The following is a 24,357-nucleotide window of genomic DNA, read 5'->3' as shown; positions in this document are numbered from 1 at the left end:
TCCCGTCGCCAGGCGCTGTTTTCCTCGTGGAAGCCGCTTGAAACACCCTTTGCGATAAGCCATCAGGGCGCGGCTCATCCCCGCGCCCTTTTGCCGTCTGTCGCGGCAGAAAGCCGCGCCGTCACGCAGGACCATGACATGACCGAAATTACCCGCGTTCCGATCCAGCCCGTTGCCAAGGGCTCGCTTACCAAGCTGTGGATCGGCGTCCTCCTCGCCATCGCCGTCGGCGCCGGCCTTGCCTGGTCCGCTGTGCCCAAGGGGCTGGGTGTCGATACCATCACCGCCGGAACCGGCCCGATGCCCCAGACCGGCGACGTGTTGTTCATCAAGTACAAGGGCAAGCTCGCCAGCACCGGCGAAACTTTCGACGAATCGCGCGACATTCCGCTGCCCGTCGAAGGCATCTTCCCCGAAGGCACGCCCTTCCCGATCGAGGAAGGGGCGACCATTCCGGGCTTCTTCGAAGGGCTGAAGCAGATGCAGAAGGGCGGCAAGTACACGCTCTTCATCCCCGCCGCGCAGGCCTATGGCGCCGAACCGCCTCCGGGCTCGCCGATCCCGGCCAATGCCGATCTCGAATTCGAGATCGAGGTGATCGACGTGATGAGCCAGCAGACCTTCGAGCGTAATCTCGCCATCCTGCAGCAGGCGATGCAGAGCCAGCTGGGGCAGGGCGGCGCACCCGCGCCCGCACCGGCACAGTAAGAGGCGGCGCGCAATGTCGGTCGACAAGGCAACCGTCGCCAAGATCGCTTCGCTGGCGCGCATCCGCATGGATGACGCCGAGCTGGAACGCATGGTGCCCGAACTCAACGGCATCCTCCAGTGGGTTGAACAGCTGGGCGAGGTGGACGTGACGGGGATCGAGCCGATGGCGGCGGTGATCCCCAATACCCTGCGCCTGCGCGATGACGTGGTCGATGCCGATCCACTGACCGGCGGCGGCAGGCAGGCCGATGTGCTGGCCAATGCGCCCGCCGCCGAGCACGGCTTTTTCGGCGTTCCGAAGGTGATCGAATAATATGACCGACCTGACCTCTCTCGGTGTCAAGGAACTCCGCGACGGCGTGGCGAAGGGCGACTTCACCGCGCGCGAAGTGGCGGAAGCCTTCAACGCCGCCGTGGCCGAAGCCGCTGACCTGAACGCCTTTATCGTCACCACTCCCGATCACGCACTCGCCGCCGCGGACAAGGTCGATGCCGACCGCGCGGCAGGCAAGGATCTGGGCAAGATGGCGGGCGTGCCGATCGGCATGAAGGACCTGTTCGCCACCTACGACGTGCAGACCACCGCCGCATCGCACATCCTCGAAGGCTTCCAGCCGCGGTACGAATCCACCGTCTCGCAGAAATTGTGGGATGCAGGCGCGGGCATGCTGGGCAAGCTCAATCTCGATCAGTTCGCGATGGGTTCGTCGAACGAGACGTCCTATTTCGGCAATGTCGCCTCGCCGTGGCGCAAGGCCGGGTCGAACCAGCCGATGAGCCCCGGCGGCTCCTCGGGCGGCTCCTCCGCTGCCGTCGCCGCGCGCATCGCGCCGGCTGCGACCGGCACCGACACCGGCGGATCGATCCGGCAACCGGCGGCCTTCACCGGCATCTGCGGGATCAAGCCGACCTATGGCCGCTGTTCGCGCTGGGGCATCGTCGCCTTCGCCTCAAGCCTCGATCAGGCCGGGCCGATGGCGCGCAGCGTAGAAGATTGCGCGATCATGCTGGGCGCGATGGCCGGGTTCGATCCCAAAGACGCGACCTCGCTTCAGATGGACGTGCCCGACTGGGAAGCGGCGCTGAATTCCGACCTGCGCGGCAAGAAGGTCGGCATCCCGCGCGAATACCGGATGGAGGGCACCGATCAGGCGATTCTCGACAGCTGGGAACGGGGCAAGGCGTGGCTCAGGGACGCGGGCGCGGAGATCGTCGATGTCTCGCTGCCGCACACCAGATATGCGCTGCCCGCCTATTACATTGTCGCCCCCGCCGAAGCCTCGTCAAACCTCGCGCGCTATGACGGGGTGCGCTATGGCCTGCGCGATCTGCCCGACAATGTCGGCCTTCAGGACATGTACGCCGCCACCCGCGCGGCGGGCTTCGGCGACGAGGTCAAGCGCCGTATCTTGATCGGCACCTATGTGCTCTCGGCCGGCTTCTACGATGCGTACTACACGCAGGCGCAGAAGGTCCGAGCCCTCGTGGCCCGCGATTTCGAACGCGCTTTCGAGCAGTGCGACGTGATCCTCGCGCCGACCACGCCGACGGCGAGCTTCCCGCTGGGTTCGATGAACGAAGACCCGCTGACGATGTATCTGAACGACGTCTTCGCCGTCCCCGCGTCGCTCGCGGGGCTTCCCGCGATGAGCGTGCCTGCCACGATCAACGCCGACGGCTTGCCGCTCGGCCTCCAGCTGGTGGGCAAGCCTTTCGACGAGCAAGGCGTGCTTAACGCCGGCCTCGCGATCCAGCAGCGGGCGGGCTTCACCGCCAAGCCGGAGAAGTGGTGGTGACCCCCGATACCGCGCTGTGGCTTGCCGGTATCGGCATCGCCCTCGCGGTGCCGGTGACCTTCATGGTCGCCAATTGGGTTAGAAAGAACGTCGATCACGGCGAAATGCGCTTCGGGCCGGATGGCAAGGTGATCGAGGATCGCGATCACGGTGGCGAATGATTTTCCTCCCGGGAACTCCGGTCACGGAGCAACGAGGGCGAAGCTGATGAAACTCCGGACCGTCGAACTGGGTCGCGGCATCGCCGCCTGCGCGGTGGTCGCATTCCACGCCAACGCAACGGCCAATTATATCGGATTGAGCGCCTCGCCTTGGGCGTCACCGCTCCAGTTGGGCGTGGACTTCTTTTTCGTCCTGTCCGGATTCATCATCTTCTATGTCCAACGCGAGGATATCGGCCGTAGCGATCGCGCCCTGCCGTACCTATGGAAACGGTTCGTCCGGCTGTTCCCCCTGCTGTGGCTGGTCGCCGGGGGATGGATCGCGCTCCGGGCGGTGATGGACGAAGTGCCCGCCCTCGACCGGATCGGCACGTCGCTGTTGCTCTATCCGAGCCTTGCCGAACCGCTCCCGCTGGTCGTTTGGACCCTGCGGCACGAGATGCTTTTCTACCTCGCATTTTGCGTCGCGATCGCCAGCCGCCGCGCCGGCATGGTGCTGTTCGGCAGCTGGGCGCTGGCGGTGCTCGTCCAGATGGGCCTGATCGCCGCCGGGCGTCCCATCGAAGGCGTGCCAAGCCTGCTGCTTTCGAGTTTCGTGCTTGACTTCATCTTCGGCGCGCTCGTGGCGAACATCGCCCGGCGCTGGCCGGTATCCTCGGTCTGGCCCTTGCTGATCGGGATCGCCGCTGTTCTCGCGCTTGGCGCGGCGACGGTCATCTGGCCGGTCAACCGGCTCGGCACGCTCGATTACACGTCGCCGGGGAATTTGTTTGTGCCGCTTATCGGCGCAGGCTTCGCGCTTTGCCTGTACGGTATGGTCTGCATTGAATCGCGCGTGAAGATACCCGAATGGGCGATGCTGCTGGGCGGCGCGAGCTATGCCATCTATCTCGTCCATACCCCGGTCAATTCGATCGTCCAGCATGTTGCGGTTCGCCTCGGCGACGGTGCCGGGCACCTCCTGATTTTCTTGAGCGGTGTCGCCGCGGGGATCGTGCTGCATCTCGTTTTCGAAAAGCGTGCGACCCGTATGCTGCGGCGCTTGTCGCCGTTCGAGCGCGAAGCCCGGCGGGTTTTGGTGCAATGATCGCTCGGCGTTGCAAATTGCCGCGATTCGGGGCAATCGCGCAACCATGAGCAACTACCGCATCCAGGGCGCAACCGGCGAGTGGGAGGTCGTAATCGGCCTCGAAGTTCACGCGCAGGTCACTTCGAACTCCAAGCTGTTCTCGGGCGCGGCGACCGCTTTCGGTGCCGAGCCGAACTCGCAGGTCAGCCTCGTCGATGCCGCGATGCCGGGGATGCTGCCCGTGCCTAACCGCGAATGCATCCGCCAGGCGGTGCGCACCGGCATGGCGATCGAGGCGCAGATCAACGCGTGGAGCCGATTTGATCGCAAGAACTACTTCTACGCCGACCTGCCGCAAGGCTACCAGATCAGCCAGCTTTATCATCCGCTTGTGGGCGAGGGCTCGCTGCTGATCGAGGCGGACGAGAAGGCCGGGATTCCCGAGGACAAGGTCATTGGGATCGAGCGCATTCACGTGGAGCAGGACGCAGGCAAGCTGATGCACGATCAGCACCCCACCATGTCCTATGTCGATTTGAACCGCTCGGGCGTGGCGCTGATGGAAATCGTGTCGAAGCCAGACATGCGTTCGCCCGCCGAAGCAGGGGCTTACCTGCGCAAGCTGCGGGCGATCCTGCGATATGTCGGCTCGTGCGACGGCAACATGGAAGAAGGATCGATGCGCGCCGACGTCAACGTCAGCGTGCGCAAGGTCGGCGAGCCCTTCGGCACCCGCACCGAGACCAAGAACGTCAACTCGGTGCGCTTCGTCATGCAGGCGATCGAGCACGAAGCAATGCGGCAGGTCGATGTGCTGGAAGCGGGCGGCACGGTGGTGCAGGAAACCCGCCTGTTCGATCCCGGCACCGGCACCACGCGCACGATGCGCAGCAAGGAAGACGCGCACGATTACCGCTACTTCCCCGATCCCGATCTGCTGCCGCTGGTGCTGGAAGACGACTTCCTCGCCGAATGCCGCGCCAGCTTGCCCGAACTGCCCGACGCCAAGCGCAAGCGCTATGTCGAGGCGCTCGGCCTCACCCCCTACAACGCGCGCGAACTGACCGCCGAGGTCGAAACCTTCGCGCGGTTCGAAACCCTGCTGGCCGAAACCGCCAAGACCATCGGCAAGGATGAAGCCGCAGTCGCAACGCAGGTCGCCAACTGGTCGCTCTCGGTCGCGCCGGGGGTGATCAAGGCGCTGGGTGACGAAGGCGATCCGGCCAACGCCACCGCCGCCGCGCAGGCGAGCATCCTCGCCATGGCCGACAAGGGCGAGATCAGCGGCGGGCAGGCCAAGGAAATCTTCGAAATCGTCCTCAGGACAGGCCGCGATCCGAACGAGATCGCGGACACCGAGGGGCTGAAGCAGGTCTCCGACACCGGCGCGATCGAAGCCGCCGTTGACGCGATCATCGCCGCCAACGCCGACAAGGTCGAACAATACCGCGCCGGCAAGGAAGCCCTGTTCGGCTTCTTCGTCGGCCAGACGATGAAGGCAATGCAGGGCAAGGCCAATCCGCAGCTGGTTAACCAGCTGCTCAAGGGCAAGCTGGGGTGAGGGGCGGGGCCTGATGGGCCTCTCCATCATCCTCGTCCAGCCTGAAATCCCCGGCAATACCGGCGCGGTGGGGCGCACCTGCGTGGCGCTCGACATGGAGCTGATCCTGATCCACCCGCTCGGGTTCGAGATCAGCGACAAGCGGGTGAAGCGTTCGGGCCTCGATTACTGGCCGCAAGTCCGCCTCACCGAATATGCCAGCTGGGACGCCTTTCTGGAGGCGCGCGTCCCGCGGCCTGACCAGCTGTTTCTGTTCGAGGAATTCGGCAGCCGCAGCTTCTACGAGCCCGAATATCCCGAAGACGCATTTCTTGTGTTCGGGCAGGAAACCAAAGGTATCCCCAAGGCGATCATCGAGCGTCATGCGGACCGGCTGTTCCGCCTGCCGATGCGATCCGACGTGATCCGTTCGCTCAACCTTGCCAACACGGTGTCGGCGGCGGCTTATCAGGCGCTGAGAGGGCGGCTTTAGGTTCTCCACCGGAATATTTGATTCCGCCGAAATCGCCCCCCTTTTCCAGTCTGCAAGCTTATGCAAATTCGCAGACAGGGATCGCAACGGGGAACCTGAGAATATGGGAATGGTCCGATGGACGGGCCTCGTCTTGCTGCCGCTGGCTGCGGTGGCTCAGGCGCAGGCCATCAAGAGCGAGCCGGAGATGAAGACATTCTCCGCCGAAGAGATCGAGGCGGTCGCCATGCCCGATCTCGCCTACACGCCCGATCCGGTGATCGCGGGCGATTTCGACAAATACTTCTTCTTCCACCGCGAAGGGACGGACTTCAGCCGGGCCTATGCCGACATTATCGAATGCGATTCCCTCGCCAGCGGGATCAATTTCTACATGGGCGCCAGTGACGCGGCGATTGCGGCGGCCTCGGCCAATTACGGCATGCTGGCCGGCGGGATCGGCGGGGCGATCGGCGGGCTGATGGCGGATGCGATTTTCGGCAGCGCCGAACGCCGCCGGATCAAGCGCGTCAACTTGCGCAACTGCATGTATTTCAAGGGCTATGACCGTTACGGGCTGGAGAAGGACCTGTGGCAGGCATTTCATTTCGAGGAAGGGCTGAGCCGCGAGAACGCGAAGGATCGCGAAGCCGCCTTGCGCAAACAGGCGCGTGTCGCCTCCGGCCCGAAACCGCAGTACGAGGTGCTTGAACCATGAAGCGCATTGTGACCCTGATCGCGGGCGCAATCGCGCTCGCCGCCACCCCGGCTGCTGCCGAAAAGATCAAGCCCGACATCGCCGAATACAAGGCGGTGGAGGCCAAGAACCTTGCCTCGGGCAAGCAGAAGATCGATCCGGCCAAGGCTTATATCTACATCAAGAGCCGCAGGAACCGCAGCAACGGCCTGTTTCTGAAGACTCCGAACGCGGAGGAAATCGCGAATTACGAGGCCAAGTGGCGCGAGGAATTCGAGGACGAGGTCAGGAAATATCCCGGCAGGCTCAAGAACTGGGAAATCCAGCAACAATCCGGTCGCGGACGCGGGGAAAAGCCGGTCGAGCCGACCGAGGAGAGCTTTGCCATCGCGCCGATCGACATGCGCATGATGGTGCCGTTCGGCCCGCAATTTATCTTCGACAAGACCGAAGGCGAGGAAAAGACCTTCAGCTACCTGATCGAGGTCGAGCCGGGCGAATACACCTATTACGGACCGATGCTCTACATGCCCAACGGGCAGGTGTTCGGGGTGTGCTACTGCATGGGTTCGGTGAAGTTCGAGGCGAAGGCGGGGCAGATCACGTCGCTTGGCGATTTCCTCGGTCTGGGCTGGGCGGATCGCGCGGCGCTGGAGCAGTCGACCTTCGAGCGGACCCTGCTGCCCGATCGTCCGGCGGTGCCGACCGACTGGAGCGTTCCGGAAAGCCTCGCGCAATATCCCAACGCCAAGGCGGAGCTGCGCGCAGCGGGCAAGCGCAACAACTTCATCCGCGCGCTGGTGGGCCGGATTCCGCCGGTGCCCGGGGTGCTGGCCTATGAGCGTGATGTGCCGGTGGATCTGATCGGGTTGGCCGAGGCCAAGGCCAAGGCTGCTGCGGAGGCCGAAGCCGCCGTCACGGTCGGGGACGAACCCCCCGCTACTCCAGACCCAGCGCCGTAAGGTTCATGGTCGCCGCGTTATAGCTCGCTTCGGCCAGACGGCCGGCGAGCTTGGCGCGGATCGCCTTGACCTGCGCGTTGGCGGCGGCTTCCTCGCGCGCGTTGACGAGGAAAAACTCGCCCGCGCCCAGCCGGAAGCGGGTGCGTTCGGCCTGCACCATCGCGCTGGCCTGCTTGACTTCGGCATCGGCGAGATCCGCGATTTTCAGCGCCGCCGACAGGTTGTCGATGATGTTGCTCACCTCGGTGGTGATCTGGTCGGCGATGCGGCGCTGGCGCAGCTCGGTCTCGCGCAGTTCGGCCTCGGCGCGTTGCAGCCGCCCGCGCGCCTCGCGCCGTTGCAGGGGCACGGTGAAGGTCAGGCCGACCACCGCATCGGTCGAATCGAAACCCGGACCACCCGGCCCCAGCGCACCGAAATCGCGCGACAATTCGACGCTGGCATCGAGTTTGGGCTGAAGATCGTTGCGCCGCAGTTCGACGCGGTTGTTCGCGCGTTCCAGCGCCAGTTTGAACGTCTGGAGTTCGGGCCGGCTCTGGATCACTTCGCTCACCGGGGTGGCGACCAGCTGTTCGACCGGGGCGACAGCTTCCATGCGCGCCAGTTCGGGCAGCATCTCGCGGGTGGGCACGATCATCTGCCCGTCCGACCCGCGCAAGTAGAAGCCGAGACTGTTGGCAGCGACGAGGAAATTGCGCTTGGCTTCCTCCAGCAGCGAGCGGCGGATCAGCAGGTTCTGTTCGTTCTCGGTCAGTGCGATGCGCGGACGCGCGCCTTCGTTCACCTCGCGCGCCAGGCCAACTTGCCGCGCTTCGGCGATTTCGAGCAATTCCTCGAACACGCGGATTTCCTCGCCTGCCGCGACCCAGCGCCAATAGGCGCGCAGGGCCTCGTGCTGGACGTTCAGTTGCACCAGCATGACATCAAGCTGCGCTTGGCTGGCGGCGAGGCGGGTGTCCTCGATCGCGAAGCGGCGGGCGTCGATGTCACGATTGCGCAGCAGCGAGAACAGCGCGCCGACCTTCACCTCGCCCAGCTGGTTGGTGAAGTTGTAGTTCTCGTAGGTCGGGAAATCCCCGTCCGACACGCGGTAGCTGCCGAACACTTCCGCGCCATAGGGGCGCAGCGGCTGGCGCGCCTCGACCTTGCCGAACCCGCCGGAATAAAAGCCGGTGAGGCGATCATAATATTCGCCTTTCAGCATCAGATCGAACGCCCCGTCGGCCGACAGCTGGTCGCTGCGTGCGGCGGCTTCGCGTTCGAACGCCTCGAGGATCGAGGGGAAGGTGAGGGCGGAGGAACGCAGCACTTCCCCGGGCAGCAAGGGCCCGGTCCTCAGCGCCACGTCGATCGGCTCTTCCAGCGGCGCGATGTCCTGCGCCAGCGCAGGCGTGGGCATGGCGGCGAGCGCCAGCGCCGCTGCTCCGCAGGCGAGCCACGCACGGCTCTGCAAGGCAAGGCTGCGCGCCATCCTCACTCGCCGGCAGCGGCGGTTTCGCCCGGCGGCAATTCGGGCGGGAAGTTGTTGAGCTGGCGCCAGATTTCGTAGCCCACCGGCACGGTTTCGAGCAGCACCCAGGCCTGCGCCTTGGCGCCGAAGCGTACAAAGCGCTCTTCCGGCCAGGGGTGCGGATCGGACTTGTCCTCGGCAATCAGCACGCGGAACCGGCCGTTGGGCTGGGCCGACTGGTCTACCGCGACCACGGTTCCGCCAAAGGTGCCGACCGCGACCGAGGGCCAGCCCGAAAATTGCACCGCGGGCCAGCCTTCGAACATGACCCGCGCCTTGTCGCCGCGTTTCACCAGCGCCACGTCGCGCCCGTCGATGAAGATTTCGACCACGCGTTCGGCATTGTCGGGCACGAAAGTCGCCAGCACGTCGCCGGCGTTGATGTAAGTGGCGGCGTCACCCGCATTGAGGCTCTGGATAAAGCCGTCGCGCGGCGCGCGCACGATCTGCACCGACTGGCGCGAAAGGTTGACGTCGGCGCGGTTGAGATTGGCCTGTGCGGCGGCGACCCGGCCTTGCATCTCGGCAATGCGGATTTGCGCCTGTTCGAAATCGCGCCTTGCGGCCAGCCCCGCCTCGAACAACTCGCGCGCGCGGCGTTCGTCCAGCCGCGCGGTTGCGAGTGCGCTTTGTGCGGCCTGCAATTGCAGTTCGATCTGCGTGCGTTCGGCCTGCAGGCGCTCGATCAGGTTGGGATCGATATCGGCAATCCGCACGATTGGATCGCCTTTCTTCACCGCGCTGCCGTCGCGCACGTACCATTCCTCGATCCGGCCCGGGACCAGCGCGTTGATGTCTTGCTTGCGTTCGTTGGGGTTGAGCGTGTTGACTGCCCCGCGACCGGTCGCGGTCTGCACCCAGGGGGCGTAGATCAGGAACACCAGCGCCGAAAGGAAGGCCACCAGCAGCATGTAGAACACCGTGCGCATGACGCGCGGCACCTTGACCGATTCCAGCGCGGTGAAGCGGTGCGACATTTTCTGCAGCGAGCTCATGCCGTGCCTCCCTTGTCGCCAGCGGCGATCTGGGCGCGCAGCCGGGCGCTATCGGCCCTTGCGGCCTGCCGGGTGCGGCGGGCAGCGGCGAAGGCTTCGAAATCGTCGAACCAGTTCTGCTGGCGGGCTTCCATGTGCAGGAAGCGGTCGCAGCCGAGCGCGGCATCCCGATTGGAGAAATAGATCACTGTGGTGAAGGCCTGCGCGCGCAGCGCGGCAAGTGCGTTGGCAAGGTCTTCGGCCTCGATCAGGTCGAACAGGCGGGTCAGCACCAGCAATCGCGGACGGGCCAGGATCGCGCTTGCCAGCTTGAGCTTGAGCAGTTCGACCGTCGAGAGCGGATAGCCGGTCGCGGCGATCTTGGTATCGAGCCCGTTTTCCAGGCCGGGGATCGTCTCCGCCAGCCCGACCGCCTGTAGCGCATCGAGCATCCGCCAGCTTTCGCCCGTCGGGCAGGACAGGCTGAGATATTGCCGGATCGTCATCGGCACGAAGGTGGGCCGGTCGAGCACATAGATCGCCATGCGCAGATGATGCGCCTCGATATCCTTGATGTCGGTCCCGCCGAGCGTGCAATAGCCGCTAGCGGGCAGATCGTAGAGCTTGATGACATTGGTGAACAGGCGCTGCAGCCCGTGCTGGCTGGTCGATGCCATCACCACGCTGCCGCTGGGGATGGTGAAATCGAGCTCGGCTTCCTCGTACCGCGCCCGTCCACGCACTTGCCGGAAGACGAGCGTGTGATCGTCCCCGCTGATCGGATCGGCGCCGCCGGGCTTTTCCTGCTCGATGTCGAAGAACAGCGAGACTTCCTCGCCCGCTGCGCACAATTCGTAGAAATAGTTGAGATAGTTGCCCAGCTGCGCGACCCCGAAGAATGCCGCCGACAGCACCAGTTCGGCCGCCACCAGCTGGCCCAGCGTCAGCTCGGACTGGATCACCAGCCAGCCTCCAAGGCCCAGCAACACCGCGCTGGCCGTGGCATACATGAACAGGAACGAGAGCGTCTGCGAGAAGTGCTGGCGGAAATAGTGCCGACGCGCCTTCAGATAGCCGTGGGTGACCTTGTCGGTTTCGGCAATGGCGAAATCGACGCGCTGCTGCGACTTGAAGAAGCCGTTGGATTCGCCGATCTGTTCCAGCCACACGGCGGTGCCGTGCTTGGCGTGGGACACGTCAATCGCCGCACGGATCGCGCGACTGCCCCACACCAGCCACACCAACCAGATCAGCGCCACCATCACCAGCGTGAACAGCAGGAACAGCGGGTGATAAAGCGACACCAGCACAAAGCCGACCGTGATGCCGAGCAGGATCGAGAACCCGTCCAGGATCAGGATCGGCAGGCGCGACATGATCACCATCACGTCGAAATAGCGATTGAACAGCGCGCCGCGGGTGGTGTCGGTGAAGAAGGGGTTCTGGGCGTAGATCGCGATCAGCGAAATCTCGCTCACCAGCCGCGCGTAGAACCGCCGCGCGAACAGTTCCATCAGGTGGATGCGCAGCGCGTAGAGCATCGAGGAAAACAGCAGCAGCACGAACAGCGTGATCGACAGCATCACCAGCGGCGCGGGCATCGCGGTGTTGGCGACGGTGTTGATCAGCATCTGCACCGAAATCGGCGTGGCAAGCGACAGCAGGCTGATGCCGATGCCGTAGACCACGGCAAGCCAGTAGAAACTGCTTTCGGGCTTCAGAATCTCGGCAAAGATCCGGAAGAACTTGGTCAGCGATATCTGCGAGCCGTAAGAGGGGCCTTCAACCGCCATGGCAGCCTTTCCATCCAGAACCTGTGTTCACGCGATCATTCATGCGCACACCGACGCGCGCCCGGCTTGTGTGGCCTTGATGCATGCCGCGCAACACTGCGTGCTGCAATCGTTTAATGGCCCAGACCGGCTGCGGTTCCGGGAAGTCCACAATGTGCCAAATCATGAAGATATGAAGCCTTATGAAGCTATTGCGAGGCATTTTCGCCTTTGGCGCCCCGTTAGCGGCCCAACCTTGCCGGTAGCTGAACCGCGCCCGATCGTGCATGCTGCGCGCCATGGAGCAGGGGCCGCAGTTTTCATCTGACAATCCGGCGCAGCGCGCGCTGCTGCTGGTGGGCGGCGGCCATGCCCATGTCGCGGTGCTGGCTGACTGGATCGGCCGCGGCCCACCTGCAAATGTTCACACGGTGCTGCTCACTCCCGACAGGCATTTGCGCTATTCGGGCATGGTGCCGGGCTGGCTTGCCGGGCAGCATGCGCGGGACGAAGGGCTGGTCGATCTGGCAGCGCTGGGCCGCCGCGCCGGGGTGGAATGGGTGCAGGGACGCTGCATCGCGCTCGACCCGCAGGCGCGGATGGTGACAACCGACAGCGGCAGAGCCATCGGCTTCGACTGCGCTTCGCTCGATACCGGCGGGGTCGGTCGGGCGGCGGCCATTCTGGGGGAGGATCCGCGCCTGATCGACATTCGCCCGATCGCGGATTTCGTCAGCCGTATCGCCGCCATGCCCGCGCCGCGCCGCGTGGTGGTGGCGGGCGGGGGCGCGGGCGGGGTGGAGCTGGCCTTCGGTCTGCGCAATCTTGTCCGGGCCGATGCGCGGCCCGAAGTCTCGCTGGTAACAGGGCCGGACGGCCTGCTGCCCGGATTTTCGCAAGCTGTGCGCACCCGCGCGGCGACGGCGCTGGTGCGGCAGGGGATCGCGCTGCACCTTGCCGATGCGCGGCTGGCAGGCGGGGCAATCATGGCGGACGATCATTCGCTGGAACCGGCAGATCTGATCGTCGCCGCATTGGGCAGCGCCGCGCCGCAATGGGTGAAGGACAGCGGTCTTGAAACCGATGCGCAGGGTTTCGTGCTGGTCGATGCGCACCAGCAATCGACCTCGCATCCGCACATCCTTGCCGCAGGCGATGTCGCTGCGCGGGCCGATCGCGCGCTGGCCCGTTCGGGCGTGCACGCGGTGTTCGCCGGGCCGGTGCTCGCTGCCAATCTGCGCAGCGTGCTGGCGGGCAAGGCGCCGCGCCGCACCTATAAGCCGCGCTGGAACAACCTCTATCTGTTGAATACGGGCGACGGGTCGGCGATTGCCAGCTATGGCCCGCTCTCCGCCGAGGGACGGTGGGTGCTCGCGCTCAAGCACCGGATCGACAAGCGGTGGATCGCCCGATACGCCGCGCTGGCGGAAACCGCGTAACCGCGCGTGCGCTCCACACGAACGCAGGGCAAGGAGGCCCCTTGAAGAAATTTGCCATTCTTGCCGCGCTGGCGGCTGTCGTTGCAGCCTATTTCGCATTCGATCTCGGCCAGTATTTCACGCTGGAAGGGATCAAGCAGGCGGTCGGCCAGTGGGAGGCATTCTACGCCGAAAATCCCGTGGCAGTGCTCGCGGGCTTCTTTGCGATCTATGTCGCGGTGACGGCAGCATCCCTGCCCGGTGCGGCAATCCTGACGCTTGCGGCGGGCGCGCTGTTCGGGGTGGTGACGGGGACGGTGCTTGTCTCCTTCGCCTCGACACTGGGGGCGACGCTTGCCTTTCTGTCGTCCCGCTACGTGCTGCGCGACACGATCGAGGCGCGTTTCGGCGAGCGGTTGAAGGCGATCAACGCGGGGGTGGAACGCGACGGGGCGTTCTATTTGTTCAGTCTACGGATGATCCCGGCCTTCCCGTTTTTCGTGGTCAATCTGGTGATGGGCCTCACCCGCATCCGCACCTGGACCTATGTCTGGGTGAGCCAGATCGGGATGTTGCTCGGAACCATCGCCTATGTGAACGCCGGCACGCAGCTGGCGCGGATCGAGAGCACCAGCGGTCTGCTGTCGCCGGTGCTGATCGGCAGCTTCGTGTTTCTGGGCATCGTGCCGTGGCTGGCCAAGCTGGTGACCGGCTTCGTCAAGCGCCGCCGGGTCTATGCCGGGTTCACCCGGCCCAGGAAGTTTGATCGCAATCTGGTGGTTATCGGCGCAGGCTCGGCCGGCCTCGTCTCGGCCTATATCGCCGCCACGGTGAAGGCCAAGGTAACGCTGGTTGAGGCCAAGGACATGGGCGGCGATTGCCTTAACACCGGCTGTGTGCCGTCCAAGGCGTTGATCAAGAGCGCCAAGGTCGCCGCCATGATGCGCGGGGCGGACAAATACGGGCTGGCTCTGGCCGAACCGCAGGTGCCCTTCAAGGCGGTGATCGCGCGGGTGATGGAGGCGATCAAGGCGATCGAGCCGCACGATTCTGTCGAACGCTACGAAGGGCTCGGGGTCGATGTGGTCAAGGGCTATGCCAAGATCGTCGACCCCTGGACGGTGGAGATTGCACGGAACGACTGCGGCACGCAGCGGCTCACCACGCGCAGCATCGTCATCGCTTCTGGCGCAGAGCCGGTGGTGCCGCCGATCGCGGGGATCGAGGGTTCGGGCTATCTCACCAGCGAGACCATGTGGGATGCCTTCGCGCAGATGGACAAGGTGCCTGAACGTGTCGTCATCCTTGGCGGCGGGCCGATCGGATGCGAGTTGTCTCAGGCACTTGCGCGGTTGGGCTCGAAAGTCTCTCAGGTCGAGATGGAGGATCGCCTGCTGGGCCGCGAGGATGCGGATGTCTCCGAACTCGCAAGAGGGGTATTGGAGGCGGATGGTGTGATCGTTCACACAGACCACAAGGCCACTCGGGTCGAAACCGGCGCGCTGATTGCGGAGCATGACGGGGCAGAGGTGCGCCTACCCTTCGACACGCTGATCGTTGCCGTCGGGCGCAAGGCGCGGCTCAACGGTTTCGGGCTGGAGGATATCGGCGTCGATACGGCGAGGACGGTCGTCACCGACGAATTTCTTGCCACCAAATTCCCCAACATCTTCGCCGCCGGAGACGTGGCGGGGCCGTACCAGTTCACCCACACCGCCAGCCATCAGGCATGGTACGCCAGCGTCAACGCGCTGTTCGGCACCTTCAAGAAGTTCAAGGCCGATTACCGCGTCATCCCCGCCGTCACCTTCATGGACCCGGAATTCGCGCGCGTCGGCCTCAATGAACGCGAGGCGGCAGAAAAAGGCATCGCGGTGGAGGTTACCCGCTACGATCTCGACGATCTCGACCGCGCGATTGCCGAGAGCGAGACCAAGGGCTTCGTCAAGGTTCTCACGCCCGCAGGCGGCAAGGACAAGGTGCTGGGCGCAACCATCGTCGGCGCGCATGCGGGCGAATTGCTGGCCGAATATGTGCTGGCGATGAAGCACGGTATCGGCCTCAATAAGATCCTCGGCACGATCCATTCCTATCCGACCATGGCCGAGGCCAACAAGTTTGCGGCCGGAAACTGGAAGAAGGCGCACAAGCCCGAAGGGGTGCTGCGCTGGGTCGAGCGCTATCACGACTGGCGGCGGGGCTAACAGCATGGAGCTGTTCGACCAGTTGCGGGGGCTGATCGGGCTGGCGGCGCTGCTGGGCATCGCTTGGGCCTTGAGCGAGAATCGCAAGGGCCATCCCGGCTGGCGCTGGATCGCGGGCGCGTTCGCATTGCAGGGCCTGTTGGCGGTGCTGATCGTGCGGGTGCCGGCAGTGTGGGCCGCAGTCGGCCTCGCCAATGATGCGGTCAGCGCGGTCGAGCGGGCGACGATCAAGGGATCGTCCTACATGTTCGGCTATCTCGGCGGGGCGGAATTGCCCTTTGCCCTGAAGGAAGGCGCGCAGCCGCCGCTCATCATCGCGTTCCAGATCCTGCCGCTGGTGATCGTGTTTTCCGCGCTCGCCGCGCTGCTGTGGCACTGGGGCGTGCTGCGCTGGATCGTCAACGGATTGTCGTTCCTCTTGCGCCGCAGTCTGGGCGTTTCGGGCGTGGTCGGCCTGTCGGGCGGAGCGAGCATCTTCCTCGGCGTGGTAGAGGCACCGCTGGTCACCCGCGCCTATTTCGCGAAGGTCAGCCGCAGCGAGCTGTTCCAGATCATGGTGCTGACCATGGCGACCATCTCGGGGGCGATCCTGATCCTTTATGCCACCACCCTGCGGCAGACCGTGCCGGACGCGGTGGGCCATATGATTTCCGCCTCGCTGATCTCGCTGCCCGCGGCGCTGCTGGTGGCGCGGTTGATGGTGCCGGGCACCGATGCCGACAAAGCCACCGCCGTCGAAAAGGACGAACCTGGTCTGAAATACGAAGGCAGCATCGATGCGATCGTCAAAGGCACGATGGACGGGATGCAGTTGTTCCTTGCGGTGATCGCGGTGATCATCGTGGTGTTCGCGCTCGTCGCGATGGTCGATCAGGCGCTGGCGCTGCTGCCGCTGGTAGAGGGCGATCCGCTGACGCTGAAGCGCCTGTTCGGCTGGCTGCTTTCGCCCTTCATGTGGTTGCTCGGCGTGCCCTGGGCCGAGGCGCAGGCGGCAGGAGGCCTGATGGGCACCAAGGCGGTGCTCAACGAATATGTCGCCTATCTAGAACTCGCGGCGCTGCCCGCCGGCACGCTCGGCCCGCGCGGCCTGCTGATCGTCACCTATGCGCTGTGCGGGGTGGCCAACCTTGCCAGTGTCGGCCTGCTGGTTTCGACCATTGGCACCCTGTGTCCCGAACGCCGCGCCGAGGCGGCAGGGCTGGGGATGAAAAGCTGGATCGCGGGCAATCTCGCCAGCGCCATGACGGGCGCGTGGATCGGGTTGGTGAGCTGGGGCGGGTAACCGGATGTTCGACGCGCGTCTTCGCCCGCTGATTGATCCGCCGCTGAACCGCGCCGGACGGCTGCTTGCCGGTGCGGGCGTGACCGCCAACGGACTGACTTTTACCGGCCTTGCGCTCGGCCTCGCAGGCGCGGCGGCGATTGCTTTCGGCCACCTCGGCTGGGGGCTCGCGCTGATCCTTGCCAACCGGCTGCTTGACGGGCTGGACGGCGCGGTGGCGCGGGTGCTGGGCCCGAGCGACCTTGGCGGCTATTTCGATATCGTCGCGGACTTCGCATTCTATGTCGCGGTGCCGCTCGGCTTCGGCATCCTTGCGCCCGCCAATACCCTGCCCGCGCTGGTGCTGGTGGCAAGCTTCGTGCTGACGGGGGTAAGCTTCCTTGCCTTTGCCGTGATCGCCGCCAAGCGCGGAGAGGAAACGCAGGCGCACGGACGCAAAAGCTTCTTCTATTCCACCGGCCTTGCGGAAGGGGCGGAAACCATCGCCGTGTTCATCGCCATGTGCCTGTTTCCGGCATGGTTCGGCGTAATGGCCTATGCCTATGCCGGATTATGCGCGCTGACCGTCTTCCAGCGCAGCCTTATGGCGCGGGCGGCGTTCCGCGACTAGCCGCGCCCAGCAGCGCTTCGGTCTGCTTGCGCAGTTCGGCGATCCGCGCCGTGTTGGCGCCCAGATCGCTTTGCCCGACCCGGCTGACCGAACGGAAGTCGATCTGCTGGTCGCCCACGCGCGCAATCACGTCGTCCTTGAAACCGAACCAGAAGGTTTCGGCCACGCCTTCGACCCGGCCTGCGGCGACATCGGTGCGGATGTCCTTCAGCCCCATGTTACCCATCGCCGCCGCAACTGCGGCCACGCCGTCTTCCTTGCTCGCGCCGCCCAGCGGCAGTGGGGCAGGGCGGTCCTTACGGTCGGTGATAATCTGCGCGTGGCTTTTCACCGCCAGCTGCGGCGAGATGCCTTGCTTGAACGGTTCGAGCTCGCCGAGCGGGGTCTGGTAATCGCTCAGCGGATTGGCCCCCGCCGCCTCGCGCCGCGCCAACGTATCGTCGGAAAAGGCGGGCGGATTGGCGGTGTCGGTGGAAATGTCGTGGATCGGATTTTCCCCGGCCTTGGCGCCCGCTGCCGTGAACATCACGAAGATCGCGCCCGGCAACAGCAGGCCGATGATCGCCGCCGCCAGCAGGCCGTTGTTGCGCGGCTTGGCGCGCGCGGCGATTATCAGCGAAACCAGCGCCGCCAGCGCGGTGAGGCCGAGCAGGATCACTCCGCCGCCGAATGTCAGCGCCAGCAAACCTGTCTGCCAGCTCCACACGCCGAACTTGGTGCCGAGCGCGGCGACCACGAAATAGACGGGCAGGAACGCCAGCAGGGCGAGGACGATCTTGGTGTGCCAGGGAAGTCTGTTCATGCCCGGCTGTTTAGCGCCGGTTCGCGGTAACGCAAATAGGCAGACCGGCCGCCGACGCGCAGGGTTGCGGAAATCCTTCGGGAAACCCTTGGGCCTTACATGCGTTAGGACGTTACGGCGACGGGAGGGGCAGGGCATGAAAGCGTGCCGAAGTCCTGCTTTCAATGCCGGAAAAACTGGTTTATGCCCGCCCGGGATACGGGAGGACATTGTTGTTCAGAGGACGAAACGACCATGAAGCGTAATTTCCTGATGGGTGCGGCCGCAGTTGCGGGCCTGATGACTCTTTCGGCTTGCGGTGGCGGTGCGGGCAGCGATGCCAACGCCCCGGCGGCTGAAGAAACCGCGGCGGCTCCGGCTGCCGAAGAACCGGCCGCTCCGGCCGAAGGCGAAGCCACCGAAGCAACCGACGCCGCGGCGACCGAAACCGCCGATGCCGGTGCCGGCCTCCAGCTCGCCGGTCTGACCGGTGATCCGGCCAAGGGCGAAAAGGTGTTCGCGCTGTGCCGTTCGTGCCACGTGCTCGAAGAAGGCGTGAACCGCGTCGGCCCGTCGCTCTACAACGTCGTGGGTCGCAAGTCGGGCACCGTCGCCGGCTTCTCCTACTCGGACGCCAACAAGAACAGCGGCGTGACCTGGACCACCGACGTGCTGTTCGAATACCTCAAGGATCCGAAGGGCTTCATGCCGGGCACCAAGATGGCGTTCCCGGGCATCAAGAACGATCAGGACCGCGCCAACCTGGTGGCTTACCTCGAAAGCCAGAGCAAGTAAGCGCACGGCTTCTGCCAAAAGCATTCGAAAGGGCGGCGCGGGCAACCTCGCCGCCCTTTTTCGTGGGTGATGTCAGGCCGCCGCCACGGGCATAGCGGCCGGGCAGTGGCGGGCGAGATATTCCTCATGCGTCGGCAGGCTTGCCACGCCGCGTTCGATGATAGTGCGCAGGTTGGCGAGGAATTCGGTCAGCTGCGCATCGCCCGGCTGATCGGCCATCGGATCGTAATCGGCGGGCATGACGCCCTGGCCCAGCATCACCTGCACCCAGCTGGCATCGCGGAACAGATCGTCGACATCGCGCCCGACCCGGCCCGATGCGGCGAACAGCTCCAGCTTATGGGTCAGGCTGTCGGGCACCGCCATGTGCTTGCAGTACCGCCAGAACTCCGTGTCCTCGCGGTCGGTGCGGTGATAATGCAGGATCAGGAAATCGCGGATCTGCGCGAATTCGGCGGCGCAGCGGCGGTTGTATTCCTCGCGCATTGCCCCCGCATCGGCAGAGCGCGGGAAGAGCTGGATCAGCCGGCTGACATGCGACTGGATCAGGTGGATGCTGGTCGATTCGAGCGGTTCGAGAAACCCGCTCGACAAGCCGATGGCGGCGCAGTTTTGCGCCCAGAATGCCGCGCGCCGACCGGTGGTGAAGCGGATCGGGCGCGGATCGCCCAGCGGCTTTGTATCCAGTCCGGCCAGCAGCGTGTCGGCGGCATCCTCGTCCGAGACGAAGCCGCTTGAATAGACATGCCCGTTGCCGGTGCGGTGTTGCAGCGGAATGCGCCATTGCCAGCCCGCATCTTTCGCGGTGGCGCGGGTATAGGGGACGATGGTGGGCAGGCGCTCGCTCGGCACCGCCAGCGCGCGGTCGCAGGGGAGCCATTGCGACCAGTCCTCGTAGGCAACGCCCAGTTCGCCGCCCAGCAGCAGCGAACGAAAGCCGGTGCAGTCGATGAAGAAATCGCCCGCCACGCGCTTGCCGCCCTTCAGGGTGATGGCGGTAATGTCGCCGCTCTCGCCGTCGCGCTGGACGCTTTCGACGATGCCTTCGGTGCGCGTCACGCCGCGGCTTTCCGCATAGGTGCGCAGGAACAGGGCATAGCGGCTGGCGTCGAAGTGATAGGCATAGGCCAGCCCCGTCATCGCCGTATTGCCGACCCGGTCGAGCTTGCCGAACCGCGCCTGATCGGCAGCAAGCTGGTGCAGCGAATAATGCCACAGCCCTTTGGGGTCGGGCGCGGGTTCGGCAAAGGTGCTGCGCCGCCAGTAATGGTGGAAGGCAACATTGCCCAGGTTCATGCCCGTATCGCCGAAAGTGTGGAGATAGCGGCTGCCCTTGCTGCCCCAGTCGACGAATTCGATCCCCAGCTTGAACGTGCCCGAGGTGGCTTTCAGGAATTCATTCTCGTCAAGGCCGAGGATCGCGTTCAGCCGGATGATCTGCGGGATCGTTGCCTCGCCCACGCCGACAGTGCCGATCGCCTCGCTTTCGACCAGCTCGATTTCGAGCCGTTGGCCCAGCAGGCGCGCAAATGCCGCCGCAGCGATCCACCCTGCAGTGCCGCCGCCGACGATCACCAGTTTGCGCACCGATCCCGTGTCCGTCATCCTGTCCCCGTCCTGTTCCGCCCCGTCATTCCGCCGGGCGGAAGAAGGCGTTGATCGTCAGCCGCCCTTCGCGCGGGTCGGCGCTCAGCGGCGTGTTATTGTCGATCACCCCGCTATGCAGGATGTTGCCGCGATAGAATACCGCGCTGTTGAAGTCGCCCGGCACCGTGTGAATGCGCTCGAAATGCGGTGCGCCGTCGGTGGTGTAGGCGGCAGGCGGCAGGCCGCTTTTCGCCACATCGTCTTGCAGTGCGGCGGCATAACGCGGGTAATCGGCACCGGTCAGCGCCTCCAGCCCGGTTGAACGGTGGCGGAAGAACGCCGTGCCGCCATGGCCGGTGCGGTGCAGGTAGAGCATCATCGCGATCTGGCGCGGATCGGTGCCGTCGACATGAGGCAGGCGCTGGATCGGCAGCAGATCGCCCGGCGGCGTGGTGACGAGCGAATACCACGCCTGCATTTCCCAGCGCGTGCCGGGCGCGTCGAACCATTGATCGAGCAGGGGGCCGAGGATTTGCAGCCATGCGCGGCACACCACGGGATCGAGCGGTGCGCGCAAGCCCGGATATTGCGGCGTGATTCTTGCAAATTTTTGCAAAATAGCTTGCGAAATGGCGTGTTCAGGATGTTCGAGAAGACCGTTTGCCAGCACAAGCCTATGGTTTTGCGTTGAAAAATATGAAGCATCCGCCGCTTGCGCGTTGATAGTCCAAGCCTGGAGGGGCGAAATTGTGCCGGAAGTGGGGGTGATCGCCATGATCCGGAGCCTAACAAAAGGCGTTCCGCGCTCCAAGGATATTCAAAAAATGACTTAAAAGCAGAGATATAATGGATGTTTCGGCGCGCGGAGAGGATGGCCCGCTTGCCTGCGTGGACGGTTGCGGCATGACTTGCTGCTTGTGCCCGCCAAGACTGTGACAATCGGGCAACAAGTTGTTGAAACCATCCCGCGCAGGGTCGCCGCAAGGCAGCCGTATCCTACATATATAATTGATAAAAAGATGAAAAAATACAGAAACTGCGGTTTGTCCGCAGGGGCGCGATTGGCGATTTACCTGAGGATGCAACTGCGCTATGAAAAAAACTGCAAAAGCACACGCATGATGTCGCTTGCGGGAGGGGAGTTCTGATGAAGACCACTGGGATTAATGGTTCGGCGCGCCTGCTTTGCGGGGCCGCAACCTTTCTGGCGCTGGCCGCGGCCGGCGCCCCGGCATTCGCGCAGGACGCGGACGAGCCGACTGTCGCCACCGCCGAGGATGAAGGCGATGCCATCGTCGTCACCGGCATCCGCAGCTCGATCCAGACTTCGCTTGATGCCAAGCGCAAGGCGACCTCGATCGTCGAAGTGATCGCGGCTGAAGACATCGGCCTGCTGCCCGACCTTTCGATCGCCGATACGCTCGCGCGTCTGCCGGGCGTCACCGCTCAGCGCGTGCGCGGCCGTTCGCAGCAGATCTCGATCCGCGGCCTTGGCCCGGACTTCAGCCTCGCGCTGCTCAATGGCCGCGAAGTGGTTTCGGCCGGCAACAACCGCGGCATCGAATTCGACCAGTTCCCGTCCGAACTGATCGGTTCGGGCGTGGTCTACAAAACCGGTGACGCCCAGCTGGCCGCAATCGGCATCGCCGGCGCGGTCGATCTGCGCACCATCAAGCCGCTCGACTACAAGGACCGCCAGATTACCGCACAGGCGACCTACACCATCAACGACAGCGGCTCGCTCAACCCTGATTTCGCAGATGACGGTTACCGCTTCTTCGGCTCCTATATCGATCAGAATGCCGACGGCACGCTCGGCTGGTCGCTGGGTGTCACGGTGCAGTCGATCCCGACCCAGTTCATCAGCCGCGAGCTGAAGACCAACCAGTTCCAGGTCGGTCGCACGGCGGGCGGGGTGATCTATCCGGCCGACAACCCGCGTCAGGGCGTCGTTAGCCGCAATTTCGAACGTACCTCGGTTGCCGGGACGCTGCAGTTCGAACCGTCCGACAGTCTTTCGATCAATATCGACGGCTTCTACACCGATACCCAGGATTCGGGCATCTTCCGCGGCACCGAAACCCCGATCGCATCGTGGAGCGGCGCGACCTTCGAAGGCGCGACCGGCAGCGGACCCTTCGCCGACAGCGCAACCTATTCGTCGGTGGTGCCGATCCTGCGCACCGATACCGAGGGCAGCGAGTCGGAAATCTTCGCCATTGGCGGCAATCTCGAATGGAAGGCGAACGACAATCTCGGCTTCATTCTCGACTACGGCTATTCGACGCTCGATCGCAACGACATCGACTATGAAAGCTATGCCGGCACCGGCCGCGCCCGTTCGGGTGCGCAGGATACGCTGACCTTCAATTTCCCCGCCGATGGCACCTACAGCATCGACGGCCTGCTCGATTACACCGATCCGGCCAATGTCCTGCTGACCGATCCGGGCGGGTGGGGCCAGGTCGGCTTCATCAAGCAGCCGATCATCGAGGACGAGCTGCACCAGCTGCGCGCCGAAGCCTATTGGGAATTCGACGGCGGCCTGCTCGACTCGATCGTGGTCGGCTGGCTCTACACCGACCGTCAGAAGAACTTCGATTCGAACGAAAGCTTCCTGCGGCCGACCGCCGCTTTCGGCAACGGGCTGGCGGTGCCGACCAATTCGATCGTCGGTTCGACCAACACCAAGGGCCTGAACAATGACATTCTCGCCTATGATCCGTCGCGCTTCCTGACTGACGGCACCTACAACGTCGAGAAGGCGACCTTCGACACCGAGTGGGTGGTCGAAGAGAAGGTCCACAACTTCTACATCCAGGCCAATATCGACGGCGATCTCGGCTCGGTTCCGGTGCGCGGCAATATCGGTCTGCGCTATGCGGATACCTCGCAGGAATCGACCGGCACGATCGGCGGCGGCCTGCTCAACACCGTGGGCACCAGCTACGACAACTGGCTGCCGAGCATGAACCTCAGCTTCGAGATCATGCCCGACACCTTCATCCGTCTGGCTGCTGCCAAGACGATCACCCGGTCGCGGCTTGACCAGATGACGGCGAACCAGAACGTCACCATCAACGCGCTGAGCTGCGCCGACACCAATGGCGACCAGATCCCCGACACCGTGATCGGGTTCAATCCGCCCTCGCTGGTGTGCTTCAATCTGAGCGGGGGCAACCCGTTCCTCCAGCCCTACAGCTCGACGTCCTACGACATCTCCTTCGAGAAGTATTTCTCGCCCGGCTCGGCGATCATCGTCGCCGCGTTCCACAAGGATCTGTCGGACTGGATCATCGACTTCAACGAGCTGATCGATCTGACCCAGCCGATCGAGAACGCGGGCTTCGGCGGCATCCTGACCACTGCGCCCGAACTTGCCACCGGCGTGTTCAGCGGCCCGGTCAACTTCGCGGACGGCAAGATCACCGGGATCGAAGGCACGCTGCGGGTCAACTTCGGTGACCTGTCGAATGCGCTCGACGGTTTCGGCGGGTTCTATTCGATCACCTATGCCGATGCAGAGGTGGAGAACCAGAACTTCAACCCGCTGCCGATCCCGGGCTATTCGGACCTCACCTGGTCGGGCGACATCTTTTACGAAAAGAACGGCTTCCGCGCGAAGCTGGCCGCCCGCTACCGCAGCGGCTTCCTGTCGGAAGTGCAGAATTTCGACGGTTCGCTGTCGGGTGCCGACGCGCAGTCGGAAACGATCCTCGATGCGCAGATCGGTTACACCTTCGACAAGCCGGGCAGCGTCCTCAACGGTCTGGGCCTGCTGTTCGAAGTGTTCAACCTGACCAACGAGCCGTTCGTGACCCAGAACGATCTGTTCGATGCGGGCGGCAACGAAATCGGGACCTTCCCGAGCCGTCACGAACTCTACGGCCGGACGTTCAACTTCACGATCCGCAAGAACTTCTAAGGTACGAAACCCTCGGGTCGTACCAGGGTCTCAGGAAGGGCTCGCCGGCAACGGCGGGCCCTTTCCTTTTGCGCGCGGTTGGCCCGAAACT

The 24,357-nt window shown here is 64.4% G+C and carries 21 protein-coding genes; 15 read left to right on the top strand and 6 right to left on the bottom strand.

The window, feature by feature from the left end; translation table 11 throughout:
• The first annotated feature begins 138 nt into the window (after positions 1-138).
• The 9 genes from OIK40_RS06660 (at position 139) to OIK40_RS06620 (ending at position 7,408) form a co-directional block, all read left to right on the top strand.
• On the top strand, positions 139-708 hold the full coding sequence (locus OIK40_RS06660) for an FKBP-type peptidyl-prolyl cis-trans isomerase (RefSeq protein ID WP_273677230.1): 570 nt from the start codon (positions 139-141) through the stop codon (positions 706-708).
• Between the two features lie 13 nt (positions 709-721).
• Positions 722-1,024, top strand: a complete 303-nt coding sequence (gene gatC / locus OIK40_RS06655) for an Asp-tRNA(Asn)/Glu-tRNA(Gln) amidotransferase subunit GatC (RefSeq protein WP_273677228.1) — start codon at positions 722-724, stop codon at positions 1,022-1,024.
• A 1-nt stretch (position 1,025) separates the two neighbouring features.
• Positions 1,026-2,507 carry an Asp-tRNA(Asn)/Glu-tRNA(Gln) amidotransferase subunit GatA gene (gene gatA / locus OIK40_RS06650; protein ID WP_273677226.1) on the top strand — a complete coding sequence of 494 codons (1,482 nt, stop codon included), beginning with the start codon at positions 1,026-1,028 and terminating at the stop codon, positions 2,505-2,507.
• Complete coding sequence (locus OIK40_RS06645; RefSeq protein WP_273677225.1) at positions 2,504-2,668, top strand: glutamyl-tRNA amidotransferase; 165 nt, start codon at positions 2,504-2,506, stop codon at positions 2,666-2,668. The genes gatA and OIK40_RS06645 overlap by 4 nt, the downstream gene beginning before the upstream one ends.
• Before the next feature lie 46 nt (positions 2,669-2,714).
• Positions 2,715-3,755, top strand: coding sequence for an acyltransferase family protein (locus OIK40_RS06640; RefSeq protein ID WP_273677224.1), 1,041 nt, complete (start codon positions 2,715-2,717; stop codon positions 3,753-3,755).
• Between the two features lie 46 nt (positions 3,756-3,801).
• Positions 3,802-5,298, top strand: coding sequence for an Asp-tRNA(Asn)/Glu-tRNA(Gln) amidotransferase subunit GatB (gene gatB / locus OIK40_RS06635; RefSeq protein WP_273677221.1), 1,497 nt, complete (start codon positions 3,802-3,804; stop codon positions 5,296-5,298).
• Positions 5,299-5,311: 13 nt separating this feature from the next.
• A complete protein-coding gene (locus tag OIK40_RS06630; RefSeq protein ID WP_273677219.1) occupies positions 5,312-5,770 on the top strand; it encodes a tRNA (cytidine(34)-2'-O)-methyltransferase in 459 nt (152 codons plus the stop codon).
• Between the two features lie 103 nt (positions 5,771-5,873).
• Complete coding sequence (locus OIK40_RS06625; protein ID WP_273677217.1) at positions 5,874-6,467, top strand: hypothetical protein; 594 nt, start codon at positions 5,874-5,876, stop codon at positions 6,465-6,467.
• Positions 6,464-7,408 carry a hypothetical protein gene (locus OIK40_RS06620; RefSeq protein WP_273677215.1) on the top strand — a complete coding sequence of 315 codons (945 nt, stop codon included), beginning with the start codon at positions 6,464-6,466 and terminating at the stop codon, positions 7,406-7,408. The genes OIK40_RS06625 and OIK40_RS06620 overlap by 4 nt, the downstream gene beginning before the upstream one ends.
• On the opposite strand, the gene OIK40_RS06615 is transcribed toward OIK40_RS06620, so the two are convergent.
• Genes OIK40_RS06615 through OIK40_RS06605 form a run of 3 tightly spaced genes read right to left on the bottom strand, consistent with a single transcriptional unit; the run spans position 7,386 to position 11,685 of the window.
• The gene (locus tag OIK40_RS06615) at positions 7,386-8,879 is read right to left on the bottom strand and encodes a TolC family protein (protein ID WP_273677213.1); all 1,494 of its coding nucleotides are present in this window, start codon (positions 8,877-8,879) and stop codon (positions 7,386-7,388) included. The two genes, OIK40_RS06620 and OIK40_RS06615, sit on opposite strands and share 23 nt — an antisense overlap.
• Before the next feature lie 2 nt (positions 8,880-8,881).
• Positions 8,882-9,913: an HlyD family secretion protein gene (locus tag OIK40_RS06610; RefSeq protein WP_273677210.1), complete on the bottom strand. Its 1,032-nt coding sequence runs from the start codon at positions 9,911-9,913 to the stop codon at positions 8,882-8,884.
• Complete coding sequence (locus OIK40_RS06605) at positions 9,910-11,685, bottom strand: ABC transporter transmembrane domain-containing protein (protein ID WP_273677209.1); 1,776 nt, start codon at positions 11,683-11,685, stop codon at positions 9,910-9,912. Before OIK40_RS06605 ends, OIK40_RS06610 begins: the two co-directional genes overlap by 4 nt.
• Before the next feature lie 266 nt (positions 11,686-11,951).
• Between OIK40_RS06605 and OIK40_RS06600 the strand changes: the two genes are divergently transcribed.
• Genes OIK40_RS06600 through OIK40_RS06585 form a run of 4 tightly spaced genes read left to right on the top strand, consistent with a single transcriptional unit; the run spans position 11,952 to position 17,178 of the window.
• On the top strand, positions 11,952-13,103 hold the full coding sequence (locus tag OIK40_RS06600; RefSeq protein ID WP_273677207.1) for an FAD-dependent oxidoreductase: 1,152 nt from the start codon (positions 11,952-11,954) through the stop codon (positions 13,101-13,103).
• Positions 13,104-13,144: 41 nt separating this feature from the next.
• Positions 13,145-15,286, top strand: coding sequence for a dihydrolipoyl dehydrogenase family protein (locus OIK40_RS06595; RefSeq protein WP_273677205.1), 2,142 nt, complete (start codon positions 13,145-13,147; stop codon positions 15,284-15,286).
• A 4-nt stretch (positions 15,287-15,290) separates the two neighbouring features.
• Positions 15,291-16,568: a NupC/NupG family nucleoside CNT transporter gene (locus OIK40_RS06590; RefSeq protein ID WP_273677203.1), complete on the top strand. Its 1,278-nt coding sequence runs from the start codon at positions 15,291-15,293 to the stop codon at positions 16,566-16,568.
• A gap of 4 nt (positions 16,569-16,572) precedes the next feature.
• The gene (locus OIK40_RS06585; RefSeq protein ID WP_273677202.1) at positions 16,573-17,178 is read left to right on the top strand and encodes a CDP-alcohol phosphatidyltransferase family protein; all 606 of its coding nucleotides are present in this window, start codon (positions 16,573-16,575) and stop codon (positions 17,176-17,178) included.
• On the opposite strand, the gene OIK40_RS06580 is transcribed toward OIK40_RS06585, so the two are convergent.
• A complete protein-coding gene (locus OIK40_RS06580) occupies positions 17,150-17,980 on the bottom strand; it encodes a DUF1499 domain-containing protein (protein WP_273677200.1) in 831 nt (276 codons plus the stop codon). The two genes, OIK40_RS06585 and OIK40_RS06580, sit on opposite strands and share 29 nt — an antisense overlap.
• Positions 17,981-18,214: 234 nt before the next feature.
• Here OIK40_RS06580 and OIK40_RS06575 point away from each other — a divergent pair, with 234 nt between their 5' ends.
• A complete protein-coding gene (locus OIK40_RS06575) occupies positions 18,215-18,754 on the top strand; it encodes a c-type cytochrome (RefSeq protein WP_273677198.1) in 540 nt (179 codons plus the stop codon).
• Positions 18,755-18,826: 72 nt separating this feature from the next.
• On the opposite strand, the gene OIK40_RS06570 is transcribed toward OIK40_RS06575, so the two are convergent.
• Together OIK40_RS06570 and OIK40_RS06565 are read right to left on the bottom strand one after the other, a co-directional pair.
• Positions 18,827-20,359 carry a tryptophan halogenase family protein gene (locus OIK40_RS06570; RefSeq protein ID WP_273677196.1) on the bottom strand — a complete coding sequence of 511 codons (1,533 nt, stop codon included), beginning with the start codon at positions 20,357-20,359 and terminating at the stop codon, positions 18,827-18,829.
• Positions 20,360-20,384: 25 nt separating this feature from the next.
• The gene (locus OIK40_RS06565; RefSeq protein ID WP_273677194.1) at positions 20,385-21,116 is read right to left on the bottom strand and encodes a DUF6445 family protein; all 732 of its coding nucleotides are present in this window, start codon (positions 21,114-21,116) and stop codon (positions 20,385-20,387) included.
• 372 nt (positions 21,117-21,488) lie between these two features.
• Here OIK40_RS06565 and OIK40_RS06560 point away from each other — a divergent pair, with 372 nt between their 5' ends.
• The gene (locus tag OIK40_RS06560; protein ID WP_273677192.1) at positions 21,489-24,266 is read left to right on the top strand and encodes a TonB-dependent receptor; all 2,778 of its coding nucleotides are present in this window, start codon (positions 21,489-21,491) and stop codon (positions 24,264-24,266) included.
• Positions 24,267-24,357 lie beyond the last annotated feature (91 nt).

The organism is Erythrobacter fulvus (genome assembly GCF_028595285.1).
In the GTDB taxonomy this organism is placed as follows: domain Bacteria; phylum Pseudomonadota; class Alphaproteobacteria; order Sphingomonadales; family Sphingomonadaceae; genus Erythrobacter; species Erythrobacter fulvus.
This window is presented reverse-complemented; position numbering and strand designations above follow the sequence as displayed.

Excerpts from the sequence above, each read along its gene's own strand:
- OIK40_RS06615 (WP_273677213.1), bottom strand. The coding sequence starts at position 8,879 with ATGGCGCGCAGCCTTGCCTTGCAGAGCCGTGCGTGGCTCGCCTGCGGA.
- OIK40_RS06560 (WP_273677192.1), top strand. The coding sequence starts at position 21,489 with ATGAAGACCACTGGGATTAATGGTTCGGCGCGCCTGCTTTGCGGGGCC.
- OIK40_RS06610 (WP_273677210.1), bottom strand. The coding sequence starts at position 9,913 with ATGAGCTCGCTGCAGAAAATGTCGCACCGCTTCACCGCGCTGGAATCG.
- OIK40_RS06660 (WP_273677230.1), top strand. The coding sequence starts at position 139 with ATGACCGAAATTACCCGCGTTCCGATCCAGCCCGTTGCCAAGGGCTCG.
- OIK40_RS06620 (WP_273677215.1), top strand. The coding sequence starts at position 6,464 with ATGAAGCGCATTGTGACCCTGATCGCGGGCGCAATCGCGCTCGCCGCC.
- gatB (WP_273677221.1), top strand. The coding sequence starts at position 3,802 with ATGAGCAACTACCGCATCCAGGGCGCAACCGGCGAGTGGGAGGTCGTA.
- OIK40_RS06590 (WP_273677203.1), top strand. The coding sequence starts at position 15,291 with ATGGAGCTGTTCGACCAGTTGCGGGGGCTGATCGGGCTGGCGGCGCTG.
- OIK40_RS06600 (WP_273677207.1), top strand. The coding sequence starts at position 11,952 with ATGCTGCGCGCCATGGAGCAGGGGCCGCAGTTTTCATCTGACAATCCG.
- gatA (WP_273677226.1), top strand. The coding sequence starts at position 1,026 with ATGACCGACCTGACCTCTCTCGGTGTCAAGGAACTCCGCGACGGCGTG.
- OIK40_RS06630 (WP_273677219.1), top strand. The coding sequence starts at position 5,312 with ATGGGCCTCTCCATCATCCTCGTCCAGCCTGAAATCCCCGGCAATACC.
- OIK40_RS06580 (WP_273677200.1), bottom strand. The coding sequence starts at position 17,980 with ATGAACAGACTTCCCTGGCACACCAAGATCGTCCTCGCCCTGCTGGCG.
- OIK40_RS06640 (WP_273677224.1), top strand. The coding sequence starts at position 2,715 with ATGAAACTCCGGACCGTCGAACTGGGTCGCGGCATCGCCGCCTGCGCG.
- OIK40_RS06625 (WP_273677217.1), top strand. The coding sequence starts at position 5,874 with ATGGGAATGGTCCGATGGACGGGCCTCGTCTTGCTGCCGCTGGCTGCG.
- OIK40_RS06570 (WP_273677196.1), bottom strand. The coding sequence starts at position 20,359 with ATGACGGACACGGGATCGGTGCGCAAACTGGTGATCGTCGGCGGCGGC.
- gatC (WP_273677228.1), top strand. The coding sequence starts at position 722 with ATGTCGGTCGACAAGGCAACCGTCGCCAAGATCGCTTCGCTGGCGCGC.
- OIK40_RS06605 (WP_273677209.1), bottom strand. The coding sequence starts at position 11,685 with ATGGCGGTTGAAGGCCCCTCTTACGGCTCGCAGATATCGCTGACCAAG.
- OIK40_RS06575 (WP_273677198.1), top strand. The coding sequence starts at position 18,215 with ATGAAGCGTAATTTCCTGATGGGTGCGGCCGCAGTTGCGGGCCTGATG.
- OIK40_RS06585 (WP_273677202.1), top strand. The coding sequence starts at position 16,573 with ATGTTCGACGCGCGTCTTCGCCCGCTGATTGATCCGCCGCTGAACCGC.
- OIK40_RS06565 (WP_273677194.1), bottom strand. The coding sequence starts at position 21,116 with ATGGCGATCACCCCCACTTCCGGCACAATTTCGCCCCTCCAGGCTTGG.